Origin of the sequence: Rubripirellula tenax, from assembly GCF_007860125.1 — a bacterium.
Lineage (GTDB): Bacteria > Planctomycetota > Planctomycetia > Pirellulales > Pirellulaceae > Rubripirellula > Rubripirellula tenax.
Genome location: NZ_SJPW01000007.1, coordinates 490,515 through 513,253 on the forward strand (window position 1 = coordinate 490,515; position 22,739 = coordinate 513,253).

20 protein-coding genes are annotated in these 22,739 nt (G+C 50.7%); 2 read left to right on the forward strand and 18 right to left on the reverse strand.

Going from position 1 to position 22,739, the window contains the following annotated elements; translation table 11 throughout:
- A partial coding sequence (locus Poly51_RS25420; RefSeq protein WP_146461361.1) for an integrase core domain-containing protein occupies nt 1-217 on the forward strand: 217 nt, incomplete at its 5' end.
- 461 nt (nt 218-678) lie between these two features.
- On the opposite strand, the gene Poly51_RS25425 is transcribed toward Poly51_RS25420, so the two are convergent.
- Genes Poly51_RS25425 through Poly51_RS31910 form a run of 5 tightly spaced genes read right to left on the reverse strand, consistent with a single transcriptional unit; the run spans nt 679 to nt 6,991 of the window.
- The gene (locus Poly51_RS25425; RefSeq protein ID WP_146461363.1) at nt 679-2,442 is read right to left on the reverse strand and encodes a carbamoyltransferase family protein; all 1,764 of its coding nucleotides are present in this window, start codon (nt 2,440-2,442) and stop codon (nt 679-681) included.
- Between the two features lie 45 nt (nt 2,443-2,487).
- A complete protein-coding gene (locus tag Poly51_RS25430; protein ID WP_146461365.1) occupies nt 2,488-3,948 on the reverse strand; it encodes an MBOAT family O-acyltransferase in 1,461 nt (486 codons plus the stop codon).
- The gene (locus tag Poly51_RS25435; RefSeq protein ID WP_146461368.1) at nt 3,948-5,093 is read right to left on the reverse strand and encodes a hypothetical protein; all 1,146 of its coding nucleotides are present in this window, start codon (nt 5,091-5,093) and stop codon (nt 3,948-3,950) included. Before Poly51_RS25435 ends, Poly51_RS25430 begins: the two co-directional genes overlap by 1 nt.
- Complete coding sequence (locus Poly51_RS25440; RefSeq protein WP_186775798.1) at nt 5,090-5,899, reverse strand: glycosyltransferase family 2 protein; 810 nt, start codon at nt 5,897-5,899, stop codon at nt 5,090-5,092. The genes Poly51_RS25435 and Poly51_RS25440 overlap by 4 nt, the downstream gene beginning before the upstream one ends.
- A 12-nt stretch (nt 5,900-5,911) precedes the next feature.
- Nucleotides 5,912-6,991 (reverse strand): glycosyltransferase, encoded by a 1,080-nt coding sequence (locus Poly51_RS31910; RefSeq protein WP_390621809.1) that lies wholly within the window; start codon nt 6,989-6,991, stop codon nt 5,912-5,914.
- Between Poly51_RS31910 and Poly51_RS31450 the strand changes: the two genes are divergently transcribed.
- The gene (locus Poly51_RS31450; protein WP_146461374.1) at nt 6,872-7,150 is read left to right on the forward strand and encodes a hypothetical protein; all 279 of its coding nucleotides are present in this window, start codon (nt 6,872-6,874) and stop codon (nt 7,148-7,150) included. The two genes, Poly51_RS31910 and Poly51_RS31450, sit on opposite strands and share 120 nt — an antisense overlap.
- A gap of 30 nt (nt 7,151-7,180) precedes the next feature.
- Here the strand turns inward: Poly51_RS31450 and Poly51_RS25455 are convergent, their stop codons facing one another.
- From Poly51_RS25455 to Poly51_RS25515, 13 genes are all read right to left on the reverse strand, one after another.
- A complete protein-coding gene (locus Poly51_RS25455; protein ID WP_146461376.1) occupies nt 7,181-8,299 on the reverse strand; it encodes an NAD-dependent epimerase/dehydratase family protein in 1,119 nt (372 codons plus the stop codon).
- Entirely contained in the window at nt 8,296-9,297 is a 1,002-nt protein-coding gene (locus tag Poly51_RS25460; RefSeq protein ID WP_146461379.1) for a Gfo/Idh/MocA family protein, read from the reverse strand. The genes Poly51_RS25455 and Poly51_RS25460 overlap by 4 nt, the downstream gene beginning before the upstream one ends.
- Before the next feature lie 135 nt (nt 9,298-9,432).
- Nucleotides 9,433-10,173 (reverse strand): FkbM family methyltransferase, encoded by a 741-nt coding sequence (locus Poly51_RS25465; RefSeq protein WP_186775800.1) that lies wholly within the window; start codon nt 10,171-10,173, stop codon nt 9,433-9,435.
- Nucleotides 10,174-10,473: 300 nt separating this feature from the next.
- A complete protein-coding gene (locus tag Poly51_RS31710) occupies nt 10,474-11,508 on the reverse strand; it encodes a glycosyltransferase family 4 protein (RefSeq protein WP_146461383.1) in 1,035 nt (344 codons plus the stop codon).
- 115 nt (nt 11,509-11,623) lie between these two features.
- A complete protein-coding gene (locus Poly51_RS25475) occupies nt 11,624-12,361 on the reverse strand; it encodes a class I SAM-dependent methyltransferase (RefSeq protein WP_146461385.1) in 738 nt (245 codons plus the stop codon).
- Nucleotides 12,362-13,249 (reverse strand): CgeB family protein, encoded by an 888-nt coding sequence (locus Poly51_RS25480; RefSeq protein ID WP_186775802.1) that lies wholly within the window; start codon nt 13,247-13,249, stop codon nt 12,362-12,364.
- 265 nt (nt 13,250-13,514) lie between these two features.
- Nucleotides 13,515-14,423 carry a hypothetical protein gene (locus Poly51_RS25485; RefSeq protein WP_146461389.1) on the reverse strand — a complete coding sequence of 303 codons (909 nt, stop codon included), beginning with the start codon at nt 14,421-14,423 and terminating at the stop codon, nt 13,515-13,517.
- Between the two features lie 700 nt (nt 14,424-15,123).
- Nucleotides 15,124-16,095: a hypothetical protein gene (locus Poly51_RS25490; RefSeq protein ID WP_246114783.1), complete on the reverse strand. Its 972-nt coding sequence runs from the start codon at nt 16,093-16,095 to the stop codon at nt 15,124-15,126.
- A gap of 458 nt (nt 16,096-16,553) precedes the next feature.
- A complete protein-coding gene (locus Poly51_RS25495) occupies nt 16,554-17,573 on the reverse strand; it encodes a glycosyltransferase family 2 protein (protein ID WP_146461392.1) in 1,020 nt (339 codons plus the stop codon).
- Nucleotides 17,574-17,577: 4 nt separating this feature from the next.
- Nucleotides 17,578-19,011: a lipopolysaccharide biosynthesis protein gene (locus Poly51_RS25500; RefSeq protein ID WP_146461394.1), complete on the reverse strand. Its 1,434-nt coding sequence runs from the start codon at nt 19,009-19,011 to the stop codon at nt 17,578-17,580.
- A gap of 100 nt (nt 19,012-19,111) precedes the next feature.
- Nucleotides 19,112-19,879 (reverse strand): hypothetical protein, encoded by a 768-nt coding sequence (locus Poly51_RS25505; protein ID WP_146461409.1) that lies wholly within the window; start codon nt 19,877-19,879, stop codon nt 19,112-19,114.
- Nucleotides 19,876-21,012: an ATP-grasp domain-containing protein gene (locus Poly51_RS25510; RefSeq protein ID WP_146461411.1), complete on the reverse strand. Its 1,137-nt coding sequence runs from the start codon at nt 21,010-21,012 to the stop codon at nt 19,876-19,878. The genes Poly51_RS25505 and Poly51_RS25510 overlap by 4 nt, the downstream gene beginning before the upstream one ends.
- Before the next feature lie 483 nt (nt 21,013-21,495).
- On the reverse strand, nt 21,496-22,608 hold the full coding sequence (locus tag Poly51_RS25515) for a DegT/DnrJ/EryC1/StrS family aminotransferase (RefSeq protein WP_146461413.1): 1,113 nt from the start codon (nt 22,606-22,608) through the stop codon (nt 21,496-21,498).
- Nucleotides 22,609-22,739 lie beyond the last annotated feature (131 nt).

The window sequence follows — 22,739 nt, forward strand, 5'->3', positions numbered from 1 at the left end:
GTACCTGCATCAAACGGACTTGATCAATGAAGACGACGCACGGACGAAGGCACGAGCTTGGCGGGAGGACTTCAACACACGCCGCCCGCACAGTTCGCTTGGTTACCTGACCCCATCGGAGTTCGCGCTTCGCAGTGCTGCTTCCGTTCGGCCTACGGCCTCACTCCAGCAGCACTGCGAATCACCGATCCCAATTCCCCAACCCAATCTTTCATAACGCCTGGTACAGGAATTGGGGGCATCCCAGTCTGGCTTTGGGGGGGATTCCGTTTCGATCGTGATTTCGCTGATGAATTCACGCGCCCCGTGGTATTTGCGCCTGAACGGATCAGAAGAATGAGATTCACCCTCACTCGGGAGGGTCGCGGAGGACCTTGCGACGACGCGGGGAGGGGCGTCCGGCAAGATCGACTGTGTTCGCCCGCCGCGAAACCTCGTACCTCGGCTTCGACCTTCCCAAGAAAAGGTCAAGAACGGTATGCCAACACCAAAGCACTCGGGAAAATTGCGTCTGAGCAATGAGAGGGGGCGCGAACGGGCACCAAGTTGAACAGGCGGGAGGCGATTTGTGTCGGGTGATACCAGAAGACCTTCACTTGATGCTGATGGAGTAATGAGAGGAGGTGAGTGCTCGAAAACGGCCGGACCGGCAGTGCGTCCGCTCTTCCCGCAAACGAATCACACCTTACGCTTACGATGCTCCGCCGGAAAATCCGATCGATGCCGATCGATGAAGCAATTCCCAAGGACAAGCACGTCCATATCGGTTCGCAGAAAACAAGAGATCGCTTCGGCCGGTGTTCGAACGACAGGCTCGTTTTCATTCAACGATGTATTGAGCACAATCGGAACGCCCGTCTTCTCGAAGAAACGCGTGATCAATGCGTGGTACAGCGGATTGGTGTCTTTGGACACCGTCTGCAAACGGCCGCTTCCGTCGACATGCGTCACCGCCGGAATCAAGGCATGCTTCTCTTCGCGAATCGGGAACACCTTTTCCATATACGGTGTCGACTCGTTGATCTCAAACCACTCGCCGACGTGCTCTTCCAGGATGCTCGGCGCGAACGGGCGAAACTTCTCGCGAAATTTGATCCGCAAGTTGATGATGTCCCGCATATCGGTTCGGCGTGGGTCCGCAATCAACGAGCGACTGCCAAGCGCTCGCGCGCCAAACTCCATTCGCCCTTGAAACCACCCCACAACCTTACCGTCCAGCATCGCATCAGTTGTTCGATCCAGCAGCTCGGATTGGTCGAGGCGATCGAACGGCAGCCCCGCCAATCGGATTCCCGCATCGCACTCGTCGTCCGTACTCTCGCATCCCCAATAGGCGTGATCTTGAACGAACCGCCGAGGCTTTCCAAGCACCTTGTTCCACACATAGAACGCCGCGCCGAATGAAGTGCCGTTGTCGGCCGCCCCCGCGGGGATGTAGACGTTTTTGAACGGCGTTTGTGCCGTGATCTTACCGTTGGCAACCGAGTTCATCGCAACGCCACCGGTCATGCAAAGATTGTCCGATTTCGTTTTTTCATGCAACCGATTGAGCATGTGCAAAATGATCTCTTCGGTCACCACCTGCAAACTCTTGGCGATGTTGTCGTGACGGGGCGTCATCGGTTCGTCCTTCGCTCGCATCGGCCCAAGTTCTTCGATCAACTTGGGCGAATGAAACGGCTCAACAATCGGCGCGCCATCGTTCCATTTCATCTTGACGCCCCGCTTGTGATGCGTGAAGAAATCCAAATTCAACTCGAACGTGTCCCCCTTCGGCCGGATCATCTTGCGAATCGAATCCGCAAACTCGGGTTCACCATAGGGCGCAAGACCCATCACTTTGTACTCATCTCCATAGTAGGGAAACCCCAAGTACATGGTGATGGTGCTGTACAAAAAACCGATCGAATGAGGGAACCAAACACGGTCAAACTCCTTCCAATCGCTGCCTCGCGCCATCGCTGTCATCGTGCTGGTGAAATCGCCCATGCCGTCGACCGACAGCACAGCGGCTTCGTCGAACGGCGAGATCAAGAAACCGGCCGCGACGTGGGTCTGGTGATGTTCGATGCGGTGAAACTTCGCCCGTATCGAATCCCGATTGACACCCAAACCCTGCGCCAACTGATCTTCAAGGCCCAGCGTCTTACCCTGGCGTTTGAGCCGATCAAGGATCGCCCGAGCGCTGGGCCGATGGGAAGCAACGAACGCCAATCGCTTGCCAAGGTTGGCGCGCGGGTCAAACGAGAGCGCGACATGATCAATATCACCAATCTCCAGTCCGGCCACATCTAGGCAATACTGGATCGACTGAGACGGAAACCCCGCCCAGTGCTTGATGCGATTGAATCGCTCTTCTTCAACCGCAGCAACCAGCTGTCCATCGACCAAAATCGACGCAGCCGCGTCACCGTGATAAGCATTCAGACCAATAATATTCATTCAACTTTTTCGCTGTAAGGAAGCACATTAGCTACTGCATCAGAACTAAAACTGAAAGTAGATAAACTGCTGAATTGGCCTCAGAAACACAAACACAGAACTGATGGCGACTGCATAGACCAACGCTTCAGGGGCGATGCACAGGACCGGAAACCTCTCGCGCATCGGTTCCAAAACCTTTGATCCCACAAACGCGACGCCCAACGCAAGCATGACTGCCGCTGCGAGAATATAAGTATTTTCTCGCATGCCAAGCGAAAGATATTGCGCAGGGCTAGCGACCTTCCCTAGCATGGTGAAAGTGTCGGACATATTGGCTGCGCGAAATGGAATCCATGCCAACATCGTTAACCCAAGCGTCAAGGCCCAGCCGCCATAGTTTCGCAGCCACCTGGGCAACCGCTCACGCAAAGTGCCACTCTCCCGATAGACGTAAACCATGACCGCGTGCCACAACCCCCAAACCAGAAATTTCCATGCTGCTCCATGCCACAATCCCATGATTGCCCATGTTAGGAACAGTGCAGTCGTCCAACGATAGGTAACTTGCGTCGCGCTCACCACAGATCCCAATCCACCGGTGGATTCATCACGCACTTTCGCACCGGCCAACGGAAGATACAAATAGTCACGAATCCAACTGGACAGCGAGATATGCCAGCGCCGCCAAAAATCACGTGGTGAAACTGCAAAGTACGGGTAGTTGAAATTTTCAGGAAAACGAATTCCCATCAAACGAGCAGATCCGATAGCGATATGTGAGTAGGCACTGAAATCGAAATAGATCTGGAAACCGAACAAAAATGCCAACGTCCACACGTCAATCGCCGACATCGTCGACGCCGGCGACGAAAATCCCGAATCTACCGTTTCCCCTATATTGTCGGCTAACACTACCTTTAAAAACAGGCCGAACAAAATACGACGCGTGCCCACCACTAAGTTTTCAAATTGAAATCTCGGTCGCTCGTCCAACTGCGGCAAGACTTCATTCGCTCGCAAAATCGGCCCTGCGACCAACTGCGGAAAATACATCACGTACACCGAATACAGAACATAGTCTCGCTCAGGTTTGATGAACCCTCGATAGACATCGATCGAATAGCTGATCGTCTGAAACGTGTAGAAACTTATCCCAAGTGGCAAGATGATATTCAATACCGGTGGCGGTGATGACACGCCAAACCAACCCAGTACCAGCCAAGCATTCTCAACGGCAAAAATCGAGTATTTAAACACGAACAGGAGCGAAAGATTGATGGACAAACTAAGCAACAGAAGCAACCACTTTCGTCGCGGGTTCCCCTCTTTAGCCATCAACAACGAAACGCAATAGTCCGTTGTCGACGAGACCAGCATCAATGCAATGAAATCGACCCGCCAAAATCCGTAAAACATCACGCTGGCAAGAAACAACATCCACAGTCGTTGACGGCGCGGCAGCAACCAGTACAACGCGGTTGCAACGATCAAAAAAAGCAGGAAGGTAAGTGAATTAAATAACATTACGGCTTACCATCCTTTTCAGAAATCCCCTGTGAAACAAGTTCTCCGATCTGCCCGGACAGCAGTTCATGCCCCGCTTCTTGAAAATGCATAAAGTCATATCCCGATCCGTTTCCTTGTATGTCATCCATTTGCCCCCAGCATTCACCGGGCACTAGCGAGTCGAGGTCGGCAAAATGGGCGCCATGCGAAGCCACGCATTTTGCCATGTCACTCTTGAAATCTGCATACTCAGTCGGATCATAGGGTGTCGTGATATCGGACCGTAACGGAGCAACGTATACCAGTACCTTGATGTTGTTTGCTGCCGCCGATTCAAGCAAGGCGACCAACGCGTCTCGATTTAATTTGTAAGCCGCAGGTATTTGCTTTCGCACCGTTTGAGAATCAATACCGAATAGCCAGTTGCGATATTTATAGATCGATATGAACATTTCGCCTCGCAGTCGCGTCCTCTCAGCGTAAAGCCTTGAGCGATCCCTGACCCAAGACCCTAAAGCGGCCTCTGATCTTTGTTGTAGAGAAAGACTTGGCTCCTGTTCGGTCGAATCTGTGCCGGAATCATTCGACGCAGTCTTATTTTCTTCGAGTATTTTTCTGCCAATTTCTGTCTTCTTCAATGCCAATTCGGTTGCTGATTCATTCATCAACGGATGCAACACAGAACGCACGGCAACTTCCCGAAAGTCATCAAAAACCACGGGCAGCACGAACTGCTGAATCGGCAGCATTGACCGAACGCTCTCGAAGATCAAAAAATGCTCTTGCGGGTTTGCGTTGGGCACGCTCCAGGTCAGAACATCAACGTCGTCTTTTGTTAGACTCGAAAAAACTCGGATCGAAGCAGGCCTTGCATCAGCGGAGGCCTGATTGATGGCATGCAATTGCGAGTTCCCTACCCACAACACGACAGTACGCTCTCCGCGGCTTTCCCAACCGGCTATCCATTGAGGCACTTCCTCCCGTTTGGAAATATGAATTGGAAAGCCGTCATGGACTGGGAAAAACGAAGTTGTTTCAGCCCCCAACGCAAACTCTTCAAGATTGATTTCTTCAACATGATTGACCCCAAATGACAACATTCCGTATGCGCAGATGCAGCCAAGCAGCAAGGAAGCCAGCGAGCAAAAATTGCTACGATTCAATTGTTTTCTCCCGTCTCGTCTATAAATTCTTGGTTGTCACCTGATTCCGCTCGCAACTTTCGATCTAGCAAGACCAACCCTAAAATCAATTCTGCAAAAACACGCTGTAACGAATAATAGATCCCACGCCATCCGTCCAGGATCAGCGCTTTGTAAAACAGGCAATAGAACAGCGTTAGTATCGGCGCCACCACATACCAGAGTCTCAGACGATCCTTCCAACCTAGATCTTGCTTGGCTGTGCCCGCAAGCTTTTTCGCTTCATCATTGGCGTATCGCACCTGGGATGCGCACCAAACGGCGAGCGACTTCCGGTCATCATGCAATAAGACAGATCCCAAACGTCCTTTTTCGCCGGAAATCGTTACTTTGTGAGCGTGTCCGTCACGCTCATACTTGGCAGATGCCTTTCGATAAAGGATAGTTCGTGGCGGATAAAGCGTCGCTCGCAATGCCTTCCCGAAAATGCAGTACTTGAAACCGGCAAAGTAGCCATGCTTTGTGCCGTCAAGCCCTTCCAATTCACTGGCCAGCCCCGCCGGGCACTTATAGTCTGCGTCCAGCGAAAGCACCCAGGGTGTCTTGATTTTTTCCAAACCATAATTGCACTGGTCTGCGAAATGATCGAATCGGCGCTGGTAGACCTGGACGTTGGGGAACTGGCTGAGAATCTCCAGTGTCTTATCGCTGCTAAAACTGTCCACGACAACAACCCGAGACGCCCAACTCAAGCGAGACAATGTGTCACGAATATTTGGCGATTCGTTAAAGCTCAGAATCAGCGGTGTTACTTCCTCAATCTTCATAGACGACAACCGTCAGATTACAAAACCTGGTCGATTCTCCTTACCTTGTAGGTAGCGATAAAAGGAAATCATCTGACTTGCAATCGATGGCCAGGCAAATCGGTCTCTGGCCCACGCGCCTCCGCGCCGCCCCATATCCATGCGACATTCCTCTGTCTGCGATACCGCCTCGCGCAATGCAATAGCGATTGCATCTGCAGTGGGATCCACGCACCATCCAATGTCGTTTTCAGCAAGAGCTTGCCATGGTGTCGCGGTCGTTGTGATCACCGGCAGTTCTGCCAAAAGGGATTCTGCAATCGCGATCCCAAAATTCTCGCTAAATGACGGCAAAACAAATAGATCTGCGTTTCGCAATCGATGCCACTTTTCGCAATCATCAACAGCACCAAGAAACTCGATTTGCTCAAAAACCTCTAGCTGTTTTGCTAGAGACTCGACGTCACGACGATGATCGCTTTCATCGGGCCCTGCGAGAACCAGTTTCCATTCGAAGGATGGCTTCACATGAGCCCACGCTTGAACCAGGTTTAGCAGGCCCTTGACGGGGTGGATTCGCGATAGGAAAAGGACATTCTTGTGATCCGGCGACAAGGTGCGTGGTGGCATTGCAACCGGCGTGACGACTCCATTTGGGATGACGGCAATGGGCTGCTGAAAGCCCAACGATCGCAGATCCTCTGCTTCCTGTTGCCCGGTAGCATGAAACGCAGTCGCCGTGGCTAAGTTTCGCTTCTGATAGATTTGCCATGCCATTCGTTTTTTCAATTTCCCGTGCCCCATCGCCCAGGACGATAACATGCCCCGCGGGCTGATAATGCGAATGACTTTTTGCGCGGAGGTTACTTCGGATACTGCTCGATTTGTTGGCAACCACATTCCATGATCGTGAACAATCATTTGTTGATCAGTGTGAGTAGCCATTCGCTTTTGAAGTGCTCGACTAAACCGAGGCTTCATTCCCCAACCGCGGTGAAGTCGCGATTCCTGAACCAAGTCAATCGTGAGCGGCTCACTTGGATACCGACACTCCACAGTTTGATCATGAGGCCTGCCAGCGATCAATTCGACGACAGCACCAGCACGCGACAACGCATCACACAATGCTGGAACGCTGCGAGATGGCCCACCATGGTCGCGGCGAGTTCCTGCGACTGTATGTATGACAAGAAGACGGGAATCGATTTGTCCACCGACCTTAGAAAAATGAAGGTTTGCCAACAGGTTTCGTATCAAAATCTTTATATGTAATTGAAAATAACTATCGATTCGTCGCAGGAACTATTTTGATTTCTGGGGGGCCGAGTCGATATCGATACCAGGACTCAGCAGGTCACTTGGCCACGGTTGCTCGCGAGTTTCGGAAAGACTTGCGCGAGTTACTAGCAGGCTGCTGGTGTCTGCTAAACCATGAAACAATTTTCCTGAGATGGGTCGTCGGTAGAGTGCGTCCCAGGTTTCGTCGATTTCGGGGGTCGAGAGCTTGGCAATTGCAGACGCTGCGGCATTGGTGGAGTATCGACCCTTTATTTTCAAGAACGACGAACGAGGCAACCACCGCACAATTCGTTCCGCCACTTTTCGAATTTGTGGACGTTCACCGAGTCCTCGAGCCTTCACAATGGTCCCCTTTTTCAGGGTTTGTACTAGAGTGAGTTTCGGCTTTGAGACTTCTGTTAATTCTAAATCGACGCCAGCTTTCCGTGCCTCGTATTCGAACACTTCTTGCCATGTCCACTGAGGTTGATTCATAAGATTGTAGACGCCGGGCGTTGCCTCAGAGGCAAACAACGCGGCTTGAATTGCATCAGCGATTGTTTCCACGAAGACGGTGTTCGATGCGCGAGAAAGCCCCGGCAGCCTGAGGTTCCCTGATTGGATCATGTCACGAATTTTCGCAGTGATTCCCTGCAACTCGCCGCAAACATGACCCAAGCGAAAAATGAACAATCGAGAGGAGGCTTGGCGAGCCGTCTGAATCGCGGTTCTTTCCCCGCGGGCTTTTTCTTTGCCATAAAGATTCGCAACCGGGAATAACTCATCGACACGATGATCGCCGTAAACGCTCATCGTGCTGATATAGATCTGGGTCGACTGGGGTTTCGAAAAGGCAACGGAATTTCGGATCAGTCGATTGTGAAGGTCCTTCGCCGATGCAAGGTCATCCGCCAAACTGGGTAGTGCCAAGTTGACAACGGCGTCACAATCACCCAACAAGCGACCTGCTTGACTTGCATCTGCGACATTCCCGTGACGACAGGCAATACCGCGGTACCTTAAAAAGGCGGATCCCAACTTGGTACGGCTAATCGGAATGACATTGATTGACGGACTGCGGTCAAGGATCAAACACAATTCGGCGCCGACCTGTCCGTTTGCCCCGAGTACGGCGACATTCATGACGGATCACCCAACGCGTATATTTGGTCAATCAAAGCGGTTGTCGGGATCATGTCGGACGCCTTGAAATCACAGGCAGCGGAACTTTCTAAATGATTCAGTATATTTTCCCATTCCAGATAGAACGCCTGGTAAGAACTGGAAGCACCGCGAACATCGACGGAAAACTTTCGCCATTCCCCGTTTTCGGATCGCGATTTCATTTCGAGCGTTGAATCGGGGCGAATGCCACATCGAACGATGGCATTGTCGAATGTCGCTGTGATCTGATTCGACTGGGGGCCGATCCAGCTGATGCTGAAGTCAACTTCTGTCTGGTTCATTTTCTCGCCCCAAACAATGAACCGTGCATCGACTTGTCGGTCGGTTGTGTCGTCCAAGACGAGACTTGATGCGTCGACGCGGAAATCCTGAGCTCCCGTAATGAAGAAGACGGCATCGATCCCATGGCAACCCAAATCACGAAGCACGCCGCCGCCTTCTTTGTAGCTTCGATCAAGTGTCGCTGAGCTGTTTGCGGTCTTTCCGACTCGGCCGCCTTCGGAATATTGGAGATGTCGCAGGTTACCAAACCATCCTTCGGAAACGATCAGTCTTAGCAACCGGATCGAAGCATAGGTACGACGCATGTAGCCACAGAAAAATTGATCGCTTCCTGCAATCGAAAGATAAGAGCGATGATCATCGGCCGTCAAAGCAAACGGTTTTTCGCACAATACTGGGATCGATCGGTTGCCAAAATGCTCTAGCAGACTTTTACGGGAATGGACGGGCGTTGCGACCAGCACGACATCGACATCCGGCAGATCATAGCCGCCGTCGCCAATCACTTCGATTGGCACGTCAAACGATTGCGTCGTCCTTGTCAATGCGTCGCGAGAGACATCCGCCAGCCACGCGATCTTCGTTTTGCCATACGCGGAAAGCACTGGCAAATGGACCAACGAAGTGATGGCACCGGCACCTACGATGCCAACGCGAAAACGTTTCCCACTCACAGATCGGACTTCTTCGTAGTTGCCATGGAACGTCTAATAGTCTGTTGAAAAAGGGGTCTGACCCTTTGGAGACGTTGCTGAAACACTGTGAATTCGAAAAACCGGAGACGGTCAGCCCCCTTTTTCAACAGGCTGCTAAACATAGAACAGCGTCTCAAAGGCAACCCCACCGTGCTGCAGCACGCATCGACCATAAACTTCTCGGTACGAAGCCGATTGCGCAAGTACCGCGTTTCGAATTTCTTGTCGGTCGTCTTTCAAATGGTACGCAGCGATTGCAAGCTTGGGCTTGTGCTTTGAAAGTGTCTGCGAGGCGCCTTGAATTGCGTGCCTTTCGGCACCTTCAATGTCCATCTTTATAAAGTCGACCGAGTCAAACCCAAGTTGATCGGCGATGTTGTCGATTGTCGTTACCGGGACGTCGATCGAGTCGGTAAGATTTTGTTGAATATCGGCCTTTCGTTGATCAACCACGGTATTGCTTAACGCACCCATCCCGGTCGACAGAGAAAGGATTTGCTCGGAGTGCCAAACGCCTTTGTCGAGCACGGTAACTTTCCCAGCTGCGATTTCGTCACTTAGATTTCGCTCAAGGCATTCTCTGGTGGATGGTGTTATCTCGATCGCCACCACATGCTTTGCGCCCGCGCGAATCGCCATTCTGGTAAACGCTCCGACATGGGCACCGCAATCAAAAACGATGTCGCCCGAGTTCACGGTGGCTTCGCCGCCAGCCGAATAGACGTCGTCGTCCTCAAGCTCCGAAAGCACTACGTCAATGCCACCGCCAACGGGAACAAAAAACTCGCCCAACGGTGTTTCCCATCTCTCGACCTCAGCTTCATCACAATCCAATTTGCGGATCCGCTTTTGCATCGCCTTCACGCGCTGCGGACGTGTATGACCATGCCAGACATCACCTACGGCTTTCGCAAGGCCACAACCGGGCTCTCGACCCACAAGCAACGTCAAGCATTTTCGCGGAACTCGAATTAACTGCTGAATCATTTTGATATTATCTAGCTAAAAACGGATAGTCTACAGAAACGCAACTTGAATGCGCCCGCCGAACGAAAACGCTATCGTAGCCAATCTTGTTCGCGGTTCTGGCATGTCTTGTCATGACCGTCGGACGGAGTTTTAGTCTTATCTTTTATTTCTGCAAGTCGACGATACTTACGAGAAGCCTTCTTCTTGAATAGAGAAATATACTCGCAAATATTGCTCTGAGACCATCTCGATCGAAAAGCGTGTCCGGTTATCGCGACCCCAATCAACGAGCTTACGCCTCAATTCGGGTTCATCAAGAATCCGAGAAATGCCGATGCGAATGGCCTTCCAGTCCAGCGGATCAACCAGAATCGCTCCCTGCCCGGCGACCTCTGGCATCGACGAACAGTCGGACGTTACGACAGGGCGCTCGACGAACTGCGCCTCAATGATTGGCATTCCAAAACCTTCCTCGGTCGACACCATCGCAACCAGATCACATTCGCAATATGCCTGATAGATCTCTTGCTCGGACAAGTTCACGCTGAACTTGTGGTCAATATTGTGAAGCTCCAACTCTTTCACGAGGTCGCCTTGCGGCTTGCCCACAATGTGCAGTTTGCAGTTGATGCCTTCGATCGCTTTGATCAAACGGCTGAGATTCTTGTTTTGCTTGGTTCCGATTTGCAGAATGACCGGACACTCGGAACGGAATGGGCGAGGGCATGGCTGGAAGATCGGCGACACGCAATCAGGAATGACATGGATCCGATGCTCGTCCATTGGGAACTCTCGCAGCAACTCTTGCTTCGTCGCTTCGGAGATGACCGTCACCTGACTCGCTTTTCTTAATGGCAGCTGAAACCAGAATAACCGGATGACTGCCCGTCGGATCCCCTTCAAACGATTGAGAATATTCAGGTCGTGGATGGTCAAGATGCTTTTGTGGCGACTCAGCCCCAAAACGACAAACTGAATATCGCCGGTCACATGAAAAATACTGCCCTCCAAACGCGATGCCCACCAAACCATTCGCAGTCGATTCAAAAGTCCTTTGCTGAAATAGGGCGATTCGCAGTGCGCCACTGCGATATCCTTGCTTAGCAAGTATTCACGAATCGTCCGAAAGAGACTTTCGATACTATGAGCGCCCTCAAACGGCTTACGGCTTATCTGAACAGGGATCGACGCCTGATTCGCAAACCTACCCTCATCCGCCATAACATCCCCCCTGGGGTTCGCCCTGGCCAAGTCCGAGCGTGTCGAATTGCGATGGTGTGATGGGGGACATTTCGAGTGAAAGAATGGTTGCGAGAACTTTCCTGCGGCCGAGAAACTACTTCTCAGCAACGACCAACATGTTTTGGGAAAGAATGAAGTGCCGAGACCCCGTTTCTGCTGTCAACAGGAGCCGGTGCGGCAAAGTGCCGATTTTCCAAATCACTCGCCGGATACTGCTTGCCAGCCCATGTGCGATGGGCTGATCTTCGAAACATTCCACGTTGCGAAACCCCAGGGTCGTCAAAACTTGCTTGATTGAACGCGGCGTGAACGCGAGCTCATGCGTGAAGTCGCCGTATCGGATTCGCATTCCGTAGAGCCCCTCGGCATTGGGAACGTGGATGATGACCCGCCCGCCGGGATTCAAACGCTCCATCACCGCGTCCATCAACTCGAAGACATCCTGGCGCTCTAGATGTTCGATAATATCGATCAACAGGACGACATCAGCATCCTGTTTTTCATTGGCCAAAAATTGCAGGAGGTCACCTTCCACCACTTCGTCGATTCCGAGCTGATGGGCGAGCTGAACCTGCTCACTGGAAATATCAATACCCGCGATGTTCGAATAGCCAGCCTGTTTCAAAAAATACAAATGGGAACCGTGTCCGCAAGCCAAGTCAACGATTCGAAGCGATTTGTCACGCGGCACATGATTTCGAATCAATTGCCGGATGTACGGAGCGACTTGGCGAAACGGACTCGCATCGGACTGAATGTTGGCCCCCGCCTGCTTGCTGCTGACATAGGATCCGTAGAGTCGTTGCTTCCAATTTTGTTTCGTAGGATTCATCTATGATGTTGTCTCAGTTTTGACACGACCACTTGCGAATACCAGATCGAAAATCTGATTCATCCTGGAATCGTTGTCATATCCGGATGATTCGCAACGATTTAGCCCCGCTTTGGCAATTCGCCGGCGATCGTCTTCGTGCTCTAGGTAGTACTGGCACTTTTGTATCAGCTCATCGTCAGAACCGAAAAATTCCGCTTCCGCGCCTTCGTCGAAAAGATCAAGATGCTCATCGGTTCGCTCAGCCAACATGAAGGCACCGCATCCCGGAATTTCCACGCTACGCGTGGTCTGCAAATCTCGATTGACTTTTCGCAGAAAGCCCAGATTGATTTTGAATGAACAACACGCCAATGCGAAATCGTCACCAAGCAATCGCTTGTTTTCGACCTGCATCAGTTTTGGTGTCGAGCCGAACCGCTGCCAACCATCGCCCCAAACCCGCACTGGAATTCCAGCGGCGGCTATCTTCGCCATGGATGCTGCCCGCGCCGGTTCGAAGGAACCGATAAAACCAACTCCGCCGCCCAGTCGACGCCTGTCATCCGCCGACGGCGTCAGCGGACGAAAGGACTTTGCATCGTAACCATTGCCGATGAAAACGACATTCCTCGCACCAAGTTTCGTCAGCTCAGCAACGTTGTAACTCTTCGTCGTTAGAAAATAGTCATAGAGCGGTAAATGCTCGAGGAACTGCCTCGATTGATTGGGACGCGAATTCATGTCGTCAGGCGAGTATCCCACGATCAAGCAATTCGGATTGTCTTTTCGAAAGCCCTCTAGCGTCGCAGTCGTAACCAGCCTTCCTTTGTCAATCCAGAGCATATCCCAGCGTTCGCTTTTAGCAGCCGCTTCCATTTTCTTGTTGATGCCAATGACATCCGGCATACGGACACTCAAGCCCGCGCGAAAAAGCCTTTGAGAAAGCCGCAACAACCAATGGACAAGCTGTTCCGTTGATCTGCTGTAATTCGAATCCAAGGTTTCGACGCATGCGCCTAGCCTAATCATTGATTCGATTCGGTGCGTTGCCGTATTAAATCCTCCATAGTCGCTAACCGGCGCGATAGCCAACACGTTTAGCTTACGGATTGTTCTGGTTGCGTTGATGTCCATCTCGCAAGAATTAGATGTCGCATCAAAAGTGTGTCGACTATTCATTACGATGATCCACGTCTTCCTCAACGGACATCGCACCCTGGTTGTGGCGGTTCAACCACAACCACGAGCACCCTGGAACGATCGTTATTACTGAAAACAGAATACAGTAACTAATGCTTCCGAAAATGATCCCAAAGTACGGCAAAGTTCCAAAACTAAGCCACGTAAAACGCAGAACGATACGAGTCGACTCAATCTTCGGAACTTGAAAAGCAAGCCATTCGAGAATCAACAAAAAGACGCCGAACACGCCCCCACCTACAAGAAATCCCGATCTTCCCCACACGATGATGCTTTCATCCATGAAAGTCGGTTTACGCGATGTCTTACGGTCTTCGTAGTTTCCAATTCCCGAGTTCCTCGCCAAATCATTGTAATATTGATCGGTAGAAATTTTGGTTGGATCAATGATCCGGGGAACCGCAGTGAGAAACGCAGTCTCGATTGATTCGGCACCCAGAGGACGACTTCCGTACCGATTTAGATACTTCCTCGTCATGTTAGCCATGCACAATCGGTTGCCAAAGTACTCCCAAGTCCCTTCGGCCCATGGCTTCCCACGAAAGGTTGCTTCGCTCTGGTCGGAACTGAATATTTCATCAATGCCACCGATCAATGTATCCATCACGTCCGCCCGTGAACCGGTGGCAGCGAATCGATCTTTGGCCGCTTGAAACGCTGGTAACAGCAGGATGAAAGCCACAGAGACGCCAAACAGGCCGACGAGCGATTTCTTTCGCAAGGACGGATGTTGGCCGCCGATCAGCCACATCAGGTAAAGCACTTTGAAGAACAACTGCGACTTGAGACCAGAACCTGCGAACGCAAACACGCCGTACACGAGCGTCAGTGTGATCGGCCATCGGAAACGAACCAGGAACGGCCCGTGATCTGCCGACATCAACACCTGAATCGCAACGCAGGCGGGAAAAAAATAGGAAAACAGCCGCGCGGGCTGAATCAAAGCGCCTGGAAGATGGTGGAAATACAACCCTACGATTGCGCTTAGCGCCCCAACACCAACAATCCCCCAACGAGTGACGTCTGGAAAATGAGACAAATCCAATGGCGGATCGACAGCGTTTTCCCTCACATCGAAAATCGAAGCGGGACCAAAAAGCCGAACCACAGACCAAGCGATCGCCAGGAAAACAAAACTGCCTGTCGCGACCTCAAAACCCAGTTGAGAATGCTCGCTGCCGACCACTCGTGCCAAGCTGGTTGTTCCTTGAAAAAACCACACGCCCGAAATATAGAACAGCAACCAACTTCCGGAAGAAACGAAGTGAAAGATCACGAACCATGAACTGGGACCTGGCTTCCAAAGGAAATTCGGACCGATCACGAGGCACAGGAAAACCGCCCAAATACCAAGGCGTACACACGCATTGAGGACCGAAGGTTCATTGCCCAGCGCGAGGGTCGCCCCGGCCAACAACATCGTTATCAGAGCGTTTGTCGATCTGGTTTCGCTAAGATAAGACACTGAATGAACGATTCAAGCTGACTGGAAATTTTGTTGGCAATGAAGACGTTTCTTCCTACCGAGAGTGAACAAACTGAAGGCTGCAAGTTTGATCATATGCGAACTTTTGAACGACCTATCGCCCTACCGCTCGGCGAAGTAACGACAATCGGCCCCACACCCTTCGAGCCAGTTCGCTGCGAAGCTCGCCTAGCTGACATCGTCGCAGGATTTTGCTTCTTTCGTTTTCGCAGACCCTAAGCATCGCTCGCTTGATTTTCACCTCAATCATGCTTGCATCATCGACGACTCCGGCGTCCCAAAGATCTGGATACTCGAGTATCAAGCCTTCAAGCGCTTCGCATCGGAAATCGGATAACGCGACAAAGCCCCAAACGTTTCCCGGCTGCAGATGATCAAAAAATCCTTCACGTTTTCTAATGAGTTCCGCCACCTTTTCTGTTCTTGAAAGAACTTCTTTTTCGCGATGGATATAGTCGGCAAGTTTTTCCGTCAAATCAGCGTGAGCGGTGATGAAGCTAAAATGCCAACCGGCATCGGTTATGCGTGTGGCTGGAACTTGAGCCGCCGTCCAACGCACGTTCCGCATTGCTTGAGGAGTTGACAAATTTCGGAGAAGGCAGACCGTCGGCCCGGGCCACAAGACTTCCGTCCCGTGGAACATTTTATAGTTGAGTTTAAAGTTGAAGTAGTCAAGTTCAAGCGTCTTCACTCCTTGGAAATCTGGCCCAGACTTTAGCTTCTCTAAGATGCTCGGCCGGGGAATTTCGTCTAGATCGGAAACTAGAATTAAGTCCGTCTGCGAAAGGCGAGTGAGCCCCTTCGCAATTTGGTTTCGCGAATAGTTCTCTTTTTGGTAAGCCGTCTTACCAACCAATTTGGGAATTGTGACCAGGTCGATTCGATCGCGCACTGAGACTACAACTGGATTGTCTTCCGGGAAAGCAATGGCCTTCTTCCGACCGGTGAACGTCTCCTCGGCGACAACGACAACAAACCGATCAACGACATCCGAGAGCAGCCTTATCCTGATTTCAAGAATCTCAACTTCGTCGTTGTACAGGAAGCAATCTATTAGTTTTTTCATCGGCAATTCAAAAAATTAGATTTTGCAGATGCGGCTCGTCGGGCAAGCTAGGCAAAGTCCTTCGCATTTTTAGACGCACACACATAGGTTCTAGCAAATCCGGAAAGCAATCAACGACAGGCAACCTTTCAACAAGGTGTCTCATCCGTCCAACAAAATTCTAAAGCGTAAACTTAAACTCACAACAAATACTCAAACATCGCGGGAAGTGGTTTGCGAAACTACATTTCACTAGCATTCCATCTGCGCCTCTGATGCATCGATTTTTTAAAGCTGGTCCCATCTCGACAGAAGTGCTTTCAAGCGATAGATCTAAGATGGCACGTATAGCAAGGGCTATATCTATAACGAATCATAGGCCACCGGGTACCATGACCAATCACCATTAGCCGCGGTGCCGCCATCCAACATTAGAAATGCTGACGCAAAAAAATCGTCACCGGAACAGTCCCATTGGGCTACAAAGAATCGTCCCGGGTCCCCAAAATTCTGCGATTGAAATAGTCCGGGGCACTCAATATGCCATACCACAACGCAACCGGAGCTGTTCTGATGAAAGCAACGACTTGCCTGTGCTTCGCGTAATGAGCAAGCAACCTTGCTGAGTAGCGAAAGGCATTGCCACGCTGATCCCGCCCCTGCCGACCCGGCAACCGTTTCCCAAACCTTCGAGACACGGCTATTTCCCATTTCAGCTGAGCTTCATGATCTAGCGATGTCCACGTTCCACGTCCAGTCATTCGATACACCGAAGCGACTTCTGAAAGGGCCGCAAATGGTCCCGATAAGATAAGGATTGCGAGCATGAGTTTATCGTGATACTCGGTATGTCCGGCTAGGTGCTCCTCTACCATCTTCCGAAAAACATTAGCCCGGACGACAATCGTCGCCGTATGGAAATACTGATTGTGGAAGACAAGTTCTGTCTTGTCGTCAGTCTCTCCACCTTTTCGCAGAAGATGCAATCCGTCATCGTCTTGTCGACACCAGTAAAATTCTGCGCCTACGAGCACGGCATCTGGGTGCCTTTCCAGCAAGTCCACTTGTTTCTGCAACTTGTCAGGAATAATCCAGAAATCGTCCCCCTCGCAAAATGCAAAATAGTCACCTCTCGCAATCGAGGGCCATACATGGCTGGCCCGTTCACCCTTGCAAAATCGATTTTCTGAATTGCAAACCGAACGAATGATTCGCGGATATCGTTGAACGTAGTTCTCGACGATGCCTGCAGTTCCGTCCGTTGAGGCATCATCGCGAATAACTATTTCGTATGGAAACGTTGTTACTTGCGCCAAAAACCCTCGCAACGCGTCCTCGATGTACTCAACATGATTAAAGGTGGCGCAGCATATGCTTACTAAGGGCTGGCCTGACACGGACCTCCAGTTTTCCATGATTTCTGCCTCTGACCGAGGCATTGATCTTTGAATTGGGAAATCGTTGGGCGTAACGGTCTCGGATACAGTCGAAATTTCCATGATATTAGACTCGGGTGCCTTTGGCAAAACTGATGGATTCCCGAAACGCGTTGTTCCCTGTGACAACGTTGCAGAGCAGGTAAAAAACCGCCCCAATCAACACCAAAACGACCAATTCGCTCTTCCCACCAAGCTCTATCCATTGATCGGCTACCATCACGACGGCGGCCATAACCATACTCAAAGCAAAACTTGCAGTGCAGTCCAGCGACTGTTTGCGAATGCCATAGTCTAGGAATTTGTGTGTAAAAAACCCATTGACTGCGTAGGCGAACACGCTTTGAATGACACGACTCCAGGCGATTCCCATGATCCCATAAAAACTGCCGCCAATCAGCAGCAACGTGCCCAAGGATTTCTTAATCACCTCCAAGCGAAAGAACAGGTTCGCGTGCCCCTGAGCCTGCAAGACATTCAAGTTGATGACATGTAAAGGGTAGAGCAATCCAGCAACGCAAAGAACCTGAAGCGCCGGTGCGGCAGAAACCCACTGTTCACCAAACACTTCACGAACGAACGGCTCTGCCAAAACGGCCAATCCCATCATGGCAGGGATGTTGACCAACATGATGGACCGAACGGAACTCCGAACGCCAACTCTCAACTTATCTTTGTTCTTATGAATTGATGAGAATAACGGAAAGGCAACTCGGGCCAACAGACTCGAAAGGATGCCACCAGGCAGCTGCTGCGTTTTGTCGGCGCGATCGTAGATTCCCAAGTCGTGCATTCCGTAGAATCTACCGATCAACAGCGTGTACCCTCGCTGATAGACCGTGTCTAAAATCGCCGAAGCGAACAGCCAGCCGCTAAATCCGAACAGGGAGCGAACGGATTCGCGACTAAAGACGAACAACGGTCGCCACGGATTCCAGTACCAAAGCAGGATGACCCCGACGAAAGAATTCAGGACCGCCTGCCACGCCAATGCCCAAACACCGTATCCGTTCCAAGCCAAATAGATCCCCACCGAACCCGAAAGCACGGTCGCAATAACGCCAATCTTCATCGGCGTTTTGAAGTCCAATCGCTTGTTCATCAAAGTCGCGTGAATGGAAGCGAAAGCACTGATCGAAATATTGCACGCCATCAAACAAGTCAGCGGCGTCAAGACTGGCTGCTTGAAGAACGCAGCGACCCAGGGCGAGACCCCAACCAAAAGGATCGTCATGGCTAGGCCCGCAGCCAGGTTGAACCAAAACACCGTGGACTCATCGACGTGCGATGTATCTTGTTTTTGGATCAGCGCTGCGGAAAAGCCAGCATTGACAAACAGTTGTGCGACCCCAAGAAACAGCGAAAGCAGCGCAAGAGTCCCGAAGTCCTCCGGAACAAGCAACCTTGCGAGGACTATCGAGATAGCGAATCCGATGAACTGCCGCACAAAGACGTCAAGCCCACTCCAGATCACTGCCGATCGTGCCTTTTCCCTACTCACAACACCCTGGCAAGCGGCTTGCGACGCCCATGGTGAATTCTTGAATTCCCACGGCTACAAACCAGCATACGATCGCAAACGCTACATTCCATTGAGCGAACTAGCACCTCGAAAGCAGGAAAAGCGGACGGTTTAGAAATTCACCTAACGAGTCGTCTCTGGCAATGTTTTGTTCGCTGAGATCTTCGTAAACAATGCCCCCACTCTTGCGGGTAGGGATTCCAATATGGTCAACATTCCAAACACCTGCTGTAGCGGAACGAATGAAATCAATCATCTCTCGCTTCGTCCCATTCTTGAATAGCGGCAATTCTCGATTTCCTTTCCAGTTGAACCCCAATTGAAAAATGAGCGTCTTGGCGCAATCACGAATATTTAAAAGCGATTCTTTGATTTGCTCGAGCGCTCGCTGCATCACCATGGACTGATCACCATAGTCATCACCAACATGGTGAAGCACATTGAGCAACAGCAAAACATCAACCCTCATTTCCAAACATGTCGAATTGTCATCGAACGTAAAATATTGGTTCTTTACCTGCACGCGATCGAGCAACTGCAACTCTGCAGTCGCTTCTCTAACAAAATTGGCGTGATGCACGTTACCTTCAAAGTAAAGAGCTTCTTTGGCGCCACGGTCAAGCAATTCAAAGGTAAAAAAACCAGTATTGCCCCCAATATCGCAAATACTTTTGCCTGCAACATCTACGCGTTGCGCGATATACGACAATCGGGGCAACTCTGATCGGGAGTTGACACTCAAGTCCCCTGTGCCGATCAGATCCCGAAGACGTGAAGAAAGAACCTGGTAATTAGAATGCTTACTGGTTTTGCTGTAGAGTTCTTTTAAATGCTGAATGCCCATCATTTGTCTCTGAATTCGCTAAGGTATAAATTGATTGTGTCGTCCCTGAGAAAGACATCATGCCTTTTCAAATCGGGAAAATCATCCACGAATCTGTTTGCGTTGTAGTTGTGAAAAACAAAGGGCTGCGCGGATTTTGACATTCCGCCCGACCAAAAATACCGCACATCATTGCCGTGTGAGGCAGGCAACGGCGAGACGGCATTGGTGGGCAATGAAAATCCGTTTGCGGATAGAAAGGATTCAATAATTGGAACACCGCTATCCACCACAAATTGCAAGGGCCCCCAAAACCGAGGGTTCGCTTCAATCATGACATGATTGTCCTCGGTGACTTTCAGCTCCACCATCACGGGCCCCGAGTAGCCGAGCGATTTAAACATATCCAAATACTGCTGAGCAATCGGTTCGCTGTGCTCGCTCGATTGAGTCGCAACAACAATCGACCCACCATTGCTTTGCTGAATCAGGTTTTCTTGAGAGTAAACGACGTGTTTGTCGTCTTGGGAAACGAAGTACAGCAAATAGACGCTCTTGCCAACAACAAACTCCTGGAAGAAAAATTCGCCTGGACTCTCAACTGCTTGAAATTTTTGCAGATCAGATTCCGAACTGATCAACCAGGGCTTGAGCTGCCGCCCGGTTTTGACGGCGGCATACCGCTTAGGCTTTGCGACGAAGGGAAGTTTCGCCGGCTGATCAATGAACTCTTGGGGCACAACAAGTCCGTGATCCGCACAGATTTTCACAAACGATTGTTTGTCAGAAATGCGGTTGTAAAGTTGTTTGTCGACTAGCGGAACCGAATGACCGGCATCTTCAAGCTCTGCTTTGTGGTCCAATAAAAAGCGATTTAGAAATTCGGACGTCGGCAGCACCATCAATCGGTCGAGACTTTTGCTTACAAGAATTTCATGAAACCAATTTTGCATGTCGGCTATGCATAAGTCATTTGTTTGCCGTGTTAGAACGACTGAGCCTGAGTACTGCGTTTGAAAAATTGGATCTCCTGGCGAAGAAGCCACCAAACAGAACGGCACATTCAAAGCTGTTGCCTTCCGACAGAATGCGACGACAGCTCGCATGTTAAATCCGGAAAAAATTACAACGGCTTGCTTTTGTGATGCGTGTCTCATTTTCACGTTTGGCTAATTACACTTGCAGACGCGTAAAATTTGAATTCCAGACAACGTCACAACCAAATCCGTTGCGAACGCGACTCCGTAGAACGCATTGCGACTAGCGAAACGCCTTTTTCCGTCGCTATGCCCTACATTGGAAGCGATGCAGGCGCAACATTTTATTTAGATTTTGCGATCAGGCTGCGAACACCTTGAGGATCAAACGGCAAACAACAATCTCGTTCGAAAAGTGGGACAGGCATCGATTCTTTCGATGTAAGCTCGGCAAGCTAGGAATCTGTCTTAATTCCTGCCAATCTGTTTAAGTTTCTTGCCTGCTCTAGCAGCCTGTTGAAAAAGGGGGCTGACCCTTTCCGACGTTTCGAATTCACAATGTTTCAGCTTTCAGCAGGCTGCTAGGTCGTGCTGATGCCCCTACAGAACAGTTCGCAAGCGGACAACAGATGTCCCCGCAGGATCTCCAAACCCTCGCTTCGGCTACCGATCGATAGTCGCAATGCGATCGACAATTTGGTTGAGTTGATCATCTGAAAGATCGGGAAAAATGGGCAGGCAAATGACTTGATTTGCTAGCTGCCGAGCGACCGGAAGCCGTTCGCGGTTCGCGCTCGCCAATCCGCGATACATTGGCATATCGCTAATCAACGGGAAGAAATACCGACGGCCATTGATGCCATGGTCTTTCAGTTTTTGATAAAGCTGGTCGCGAGTCAGTGGATAATCCTTCCCCACCAAAATTGGCATATAGGACCCGTTACTTATGGTATCGGTAATTTCGGGCATGAATGAGATACCCTTCACGCCATGGAGCAAGTGCCGGTAGTTGGCTGCGATTTGTCTGCGCCGATCCAACGCCTTGTCGATGCCATTTAATTGCAACAAACCAAAAGCCGCATTCACTTCGCTCATCTTGCCGTTGATACCGGTCGCTGTAACGGTCACTTCGTCTGCGAAGCCAAAATTCTTTAAATAGTCAATGCGCTGCTTCGTTTTCGCATCCGGACAAACGATGGCACCGCCTTCGAACGTGTTAAAGACTTTGGTCGCATGGAAACTGAGAACTGACAAATCCCCGTGCCGAAGCAAACTTTCTTCTTTGTGCTGCACCCCAAACGCGTGCGCCGCGTCGTAGATCACCTTTAGCCCATACGTGTCAGCGATCTTTCCAATGCGTTCAACGTCACAGGGATTGCCGTAACAATGCACCGGCAAGATCGCTGTTGTAGCTGGCGTAATCGATTCTTCGATTCGTTCCGGATCTAAATTGCCCGTGTCTGGATCAATATCCACAAAGACGGGTGTAATATTATTCCAAACGAGCGAGTGGCTCGTTGCAACGAAAGAATACGGTGTGGTGATGACTTCCCCCCTGATTCGCAGCGCCTGCAGTGCAGTCACCAATGCGATTGTGCCGTTGGCGAACAGAGCGAGGTGATCAACGCCCAGGTAGTCACACAGCGCTTGCTCCAACTGTTTGTGAAACGGCCCATTGTTCGTGAGGATCTTGTTGTCCCAAATCTGCTGCAAGTAGGGGATGAATTCCTCCAGTGGTGGCAGAGAGGGTTGCGTAACGTAGATCGGTTTGTTCATCGAGCGTATTGGCTAGTGGACGAGAGCGCTGAGAGTTTTTTGCAGACCAAAATCAATTTACTTAACATTTCGATCTTGATATCGGCGAATTCAAAGGGCCATAAAGAACCGCATTTTGGAAGGCAAGCTTT

What these genes read in the sequence shown, in the direction of transcription:
- Poly51_RS25475 (WP_146461385.1), bottom strand. Translation starts at nt 12,361, where the DNA reads ATGAATCCTACGAAACAAAATTGGAAGCAACGACTCTACGGATCCTAT.
- Poly51_RS25490 (WP_246114783.1), bottom strand. Translation starts at nt 16,095, where the DNA reads ATGAAAAAACTAATAGATTGCTTCCTGTACAACGACGAAGTTGAGATT.
- Poly51_RS25515 (WP_146461413.1), bottom strand. Translation starts at nt 22,608, where the DNA reads ATGAACAAACCGATCTACGTTACGCAACCCTCTCTGCCACCACTGGAG.
- Poly51_RS25480 (WP_186775802.1), bottom strand. Translation starts at nt 13,249, where the DNA reads ATGCCGGATGTCATTGGCATCAACAAGAAAATGGAAGCGGCTGCTAAA.
- Poly51_RS25505 (WP_146461409.1), bottom strand. Translation starts at nt 19,879, where the DNA reads ATGATGGGCATTCAGCATTTAAAAGAACTCTACAGCAAAACCAGTAAG.
- Poly51_RS25510 (WP_146461411.1), bottom strand. Translation starts at nt 21,012, where the DNA reads ATGAGACACGCATCACAAAAGCAAGCCGTTGTAATTTTTTCCGGATTT.
- Poly51_RS25455 (WP_146461376.1), bottom strand. Translation starts at nt 8,299, where the DNA reads ATGAATGTCGCCGTACTCGGGGCAAACGGACAGGTCGGCGCCGAATTG.
- Poly51_RS25430 (WP_146461365.1), bottom strand. Translation starts at nt 3,948, where the DNA reads ATGTTATTTAATTCACTTACCTTCCTGCTTTTTTTGATCGTTGCAACC.
- Poly51_RS25440 (WP_186775798.1), bottom strand. Translation starts at nt 5,899, where the DNA reads ATGAAGATTGAGGAAGTAACACCGCTGATTCTGAGCTTTAACGAATCG.
- Poly51_RS25485 (WP_146461389.1), bottom strand. Translation starts at nt 14,423, where the DNA reads ATGTCGGCAGATCACGGGCCGTTCCTGGTTCGTTTCCGATGGCCGATC.
- Poly51_RS25465 (WP_186775800.1), bottom strand. Translation starts at nt 10,173, where the DNA reads ATGCAAAAGCGGATCCGCAAATTGGATTGTGATGAAGCTGAGGTCGAG.
- Poly51_RS31710 (WP_146461383.1), bottom strand. Translation starts at nt 11,508, where the DNA reads ATGGCGGATGAGGGTAGGTTTGCGAATCAGGCGTCGATCCCTGTTCAG.
- Poly51_RS25495 (WP_146461392.1), bottom strand. Translation starts at nt 17,573, where the DNA reads ATGGAAATTTCGACTGTATCCGAGACCGTTACGCCCAACGATTTCCCA.
- Poly51_RS25425 (WP_146461363.1), bottom strand. Translation starts at nt 2,442, where the DNA reads ATGAATATTATTGGTCTGAATGCTTATCACGGTGACGCGGCTGCGTCG.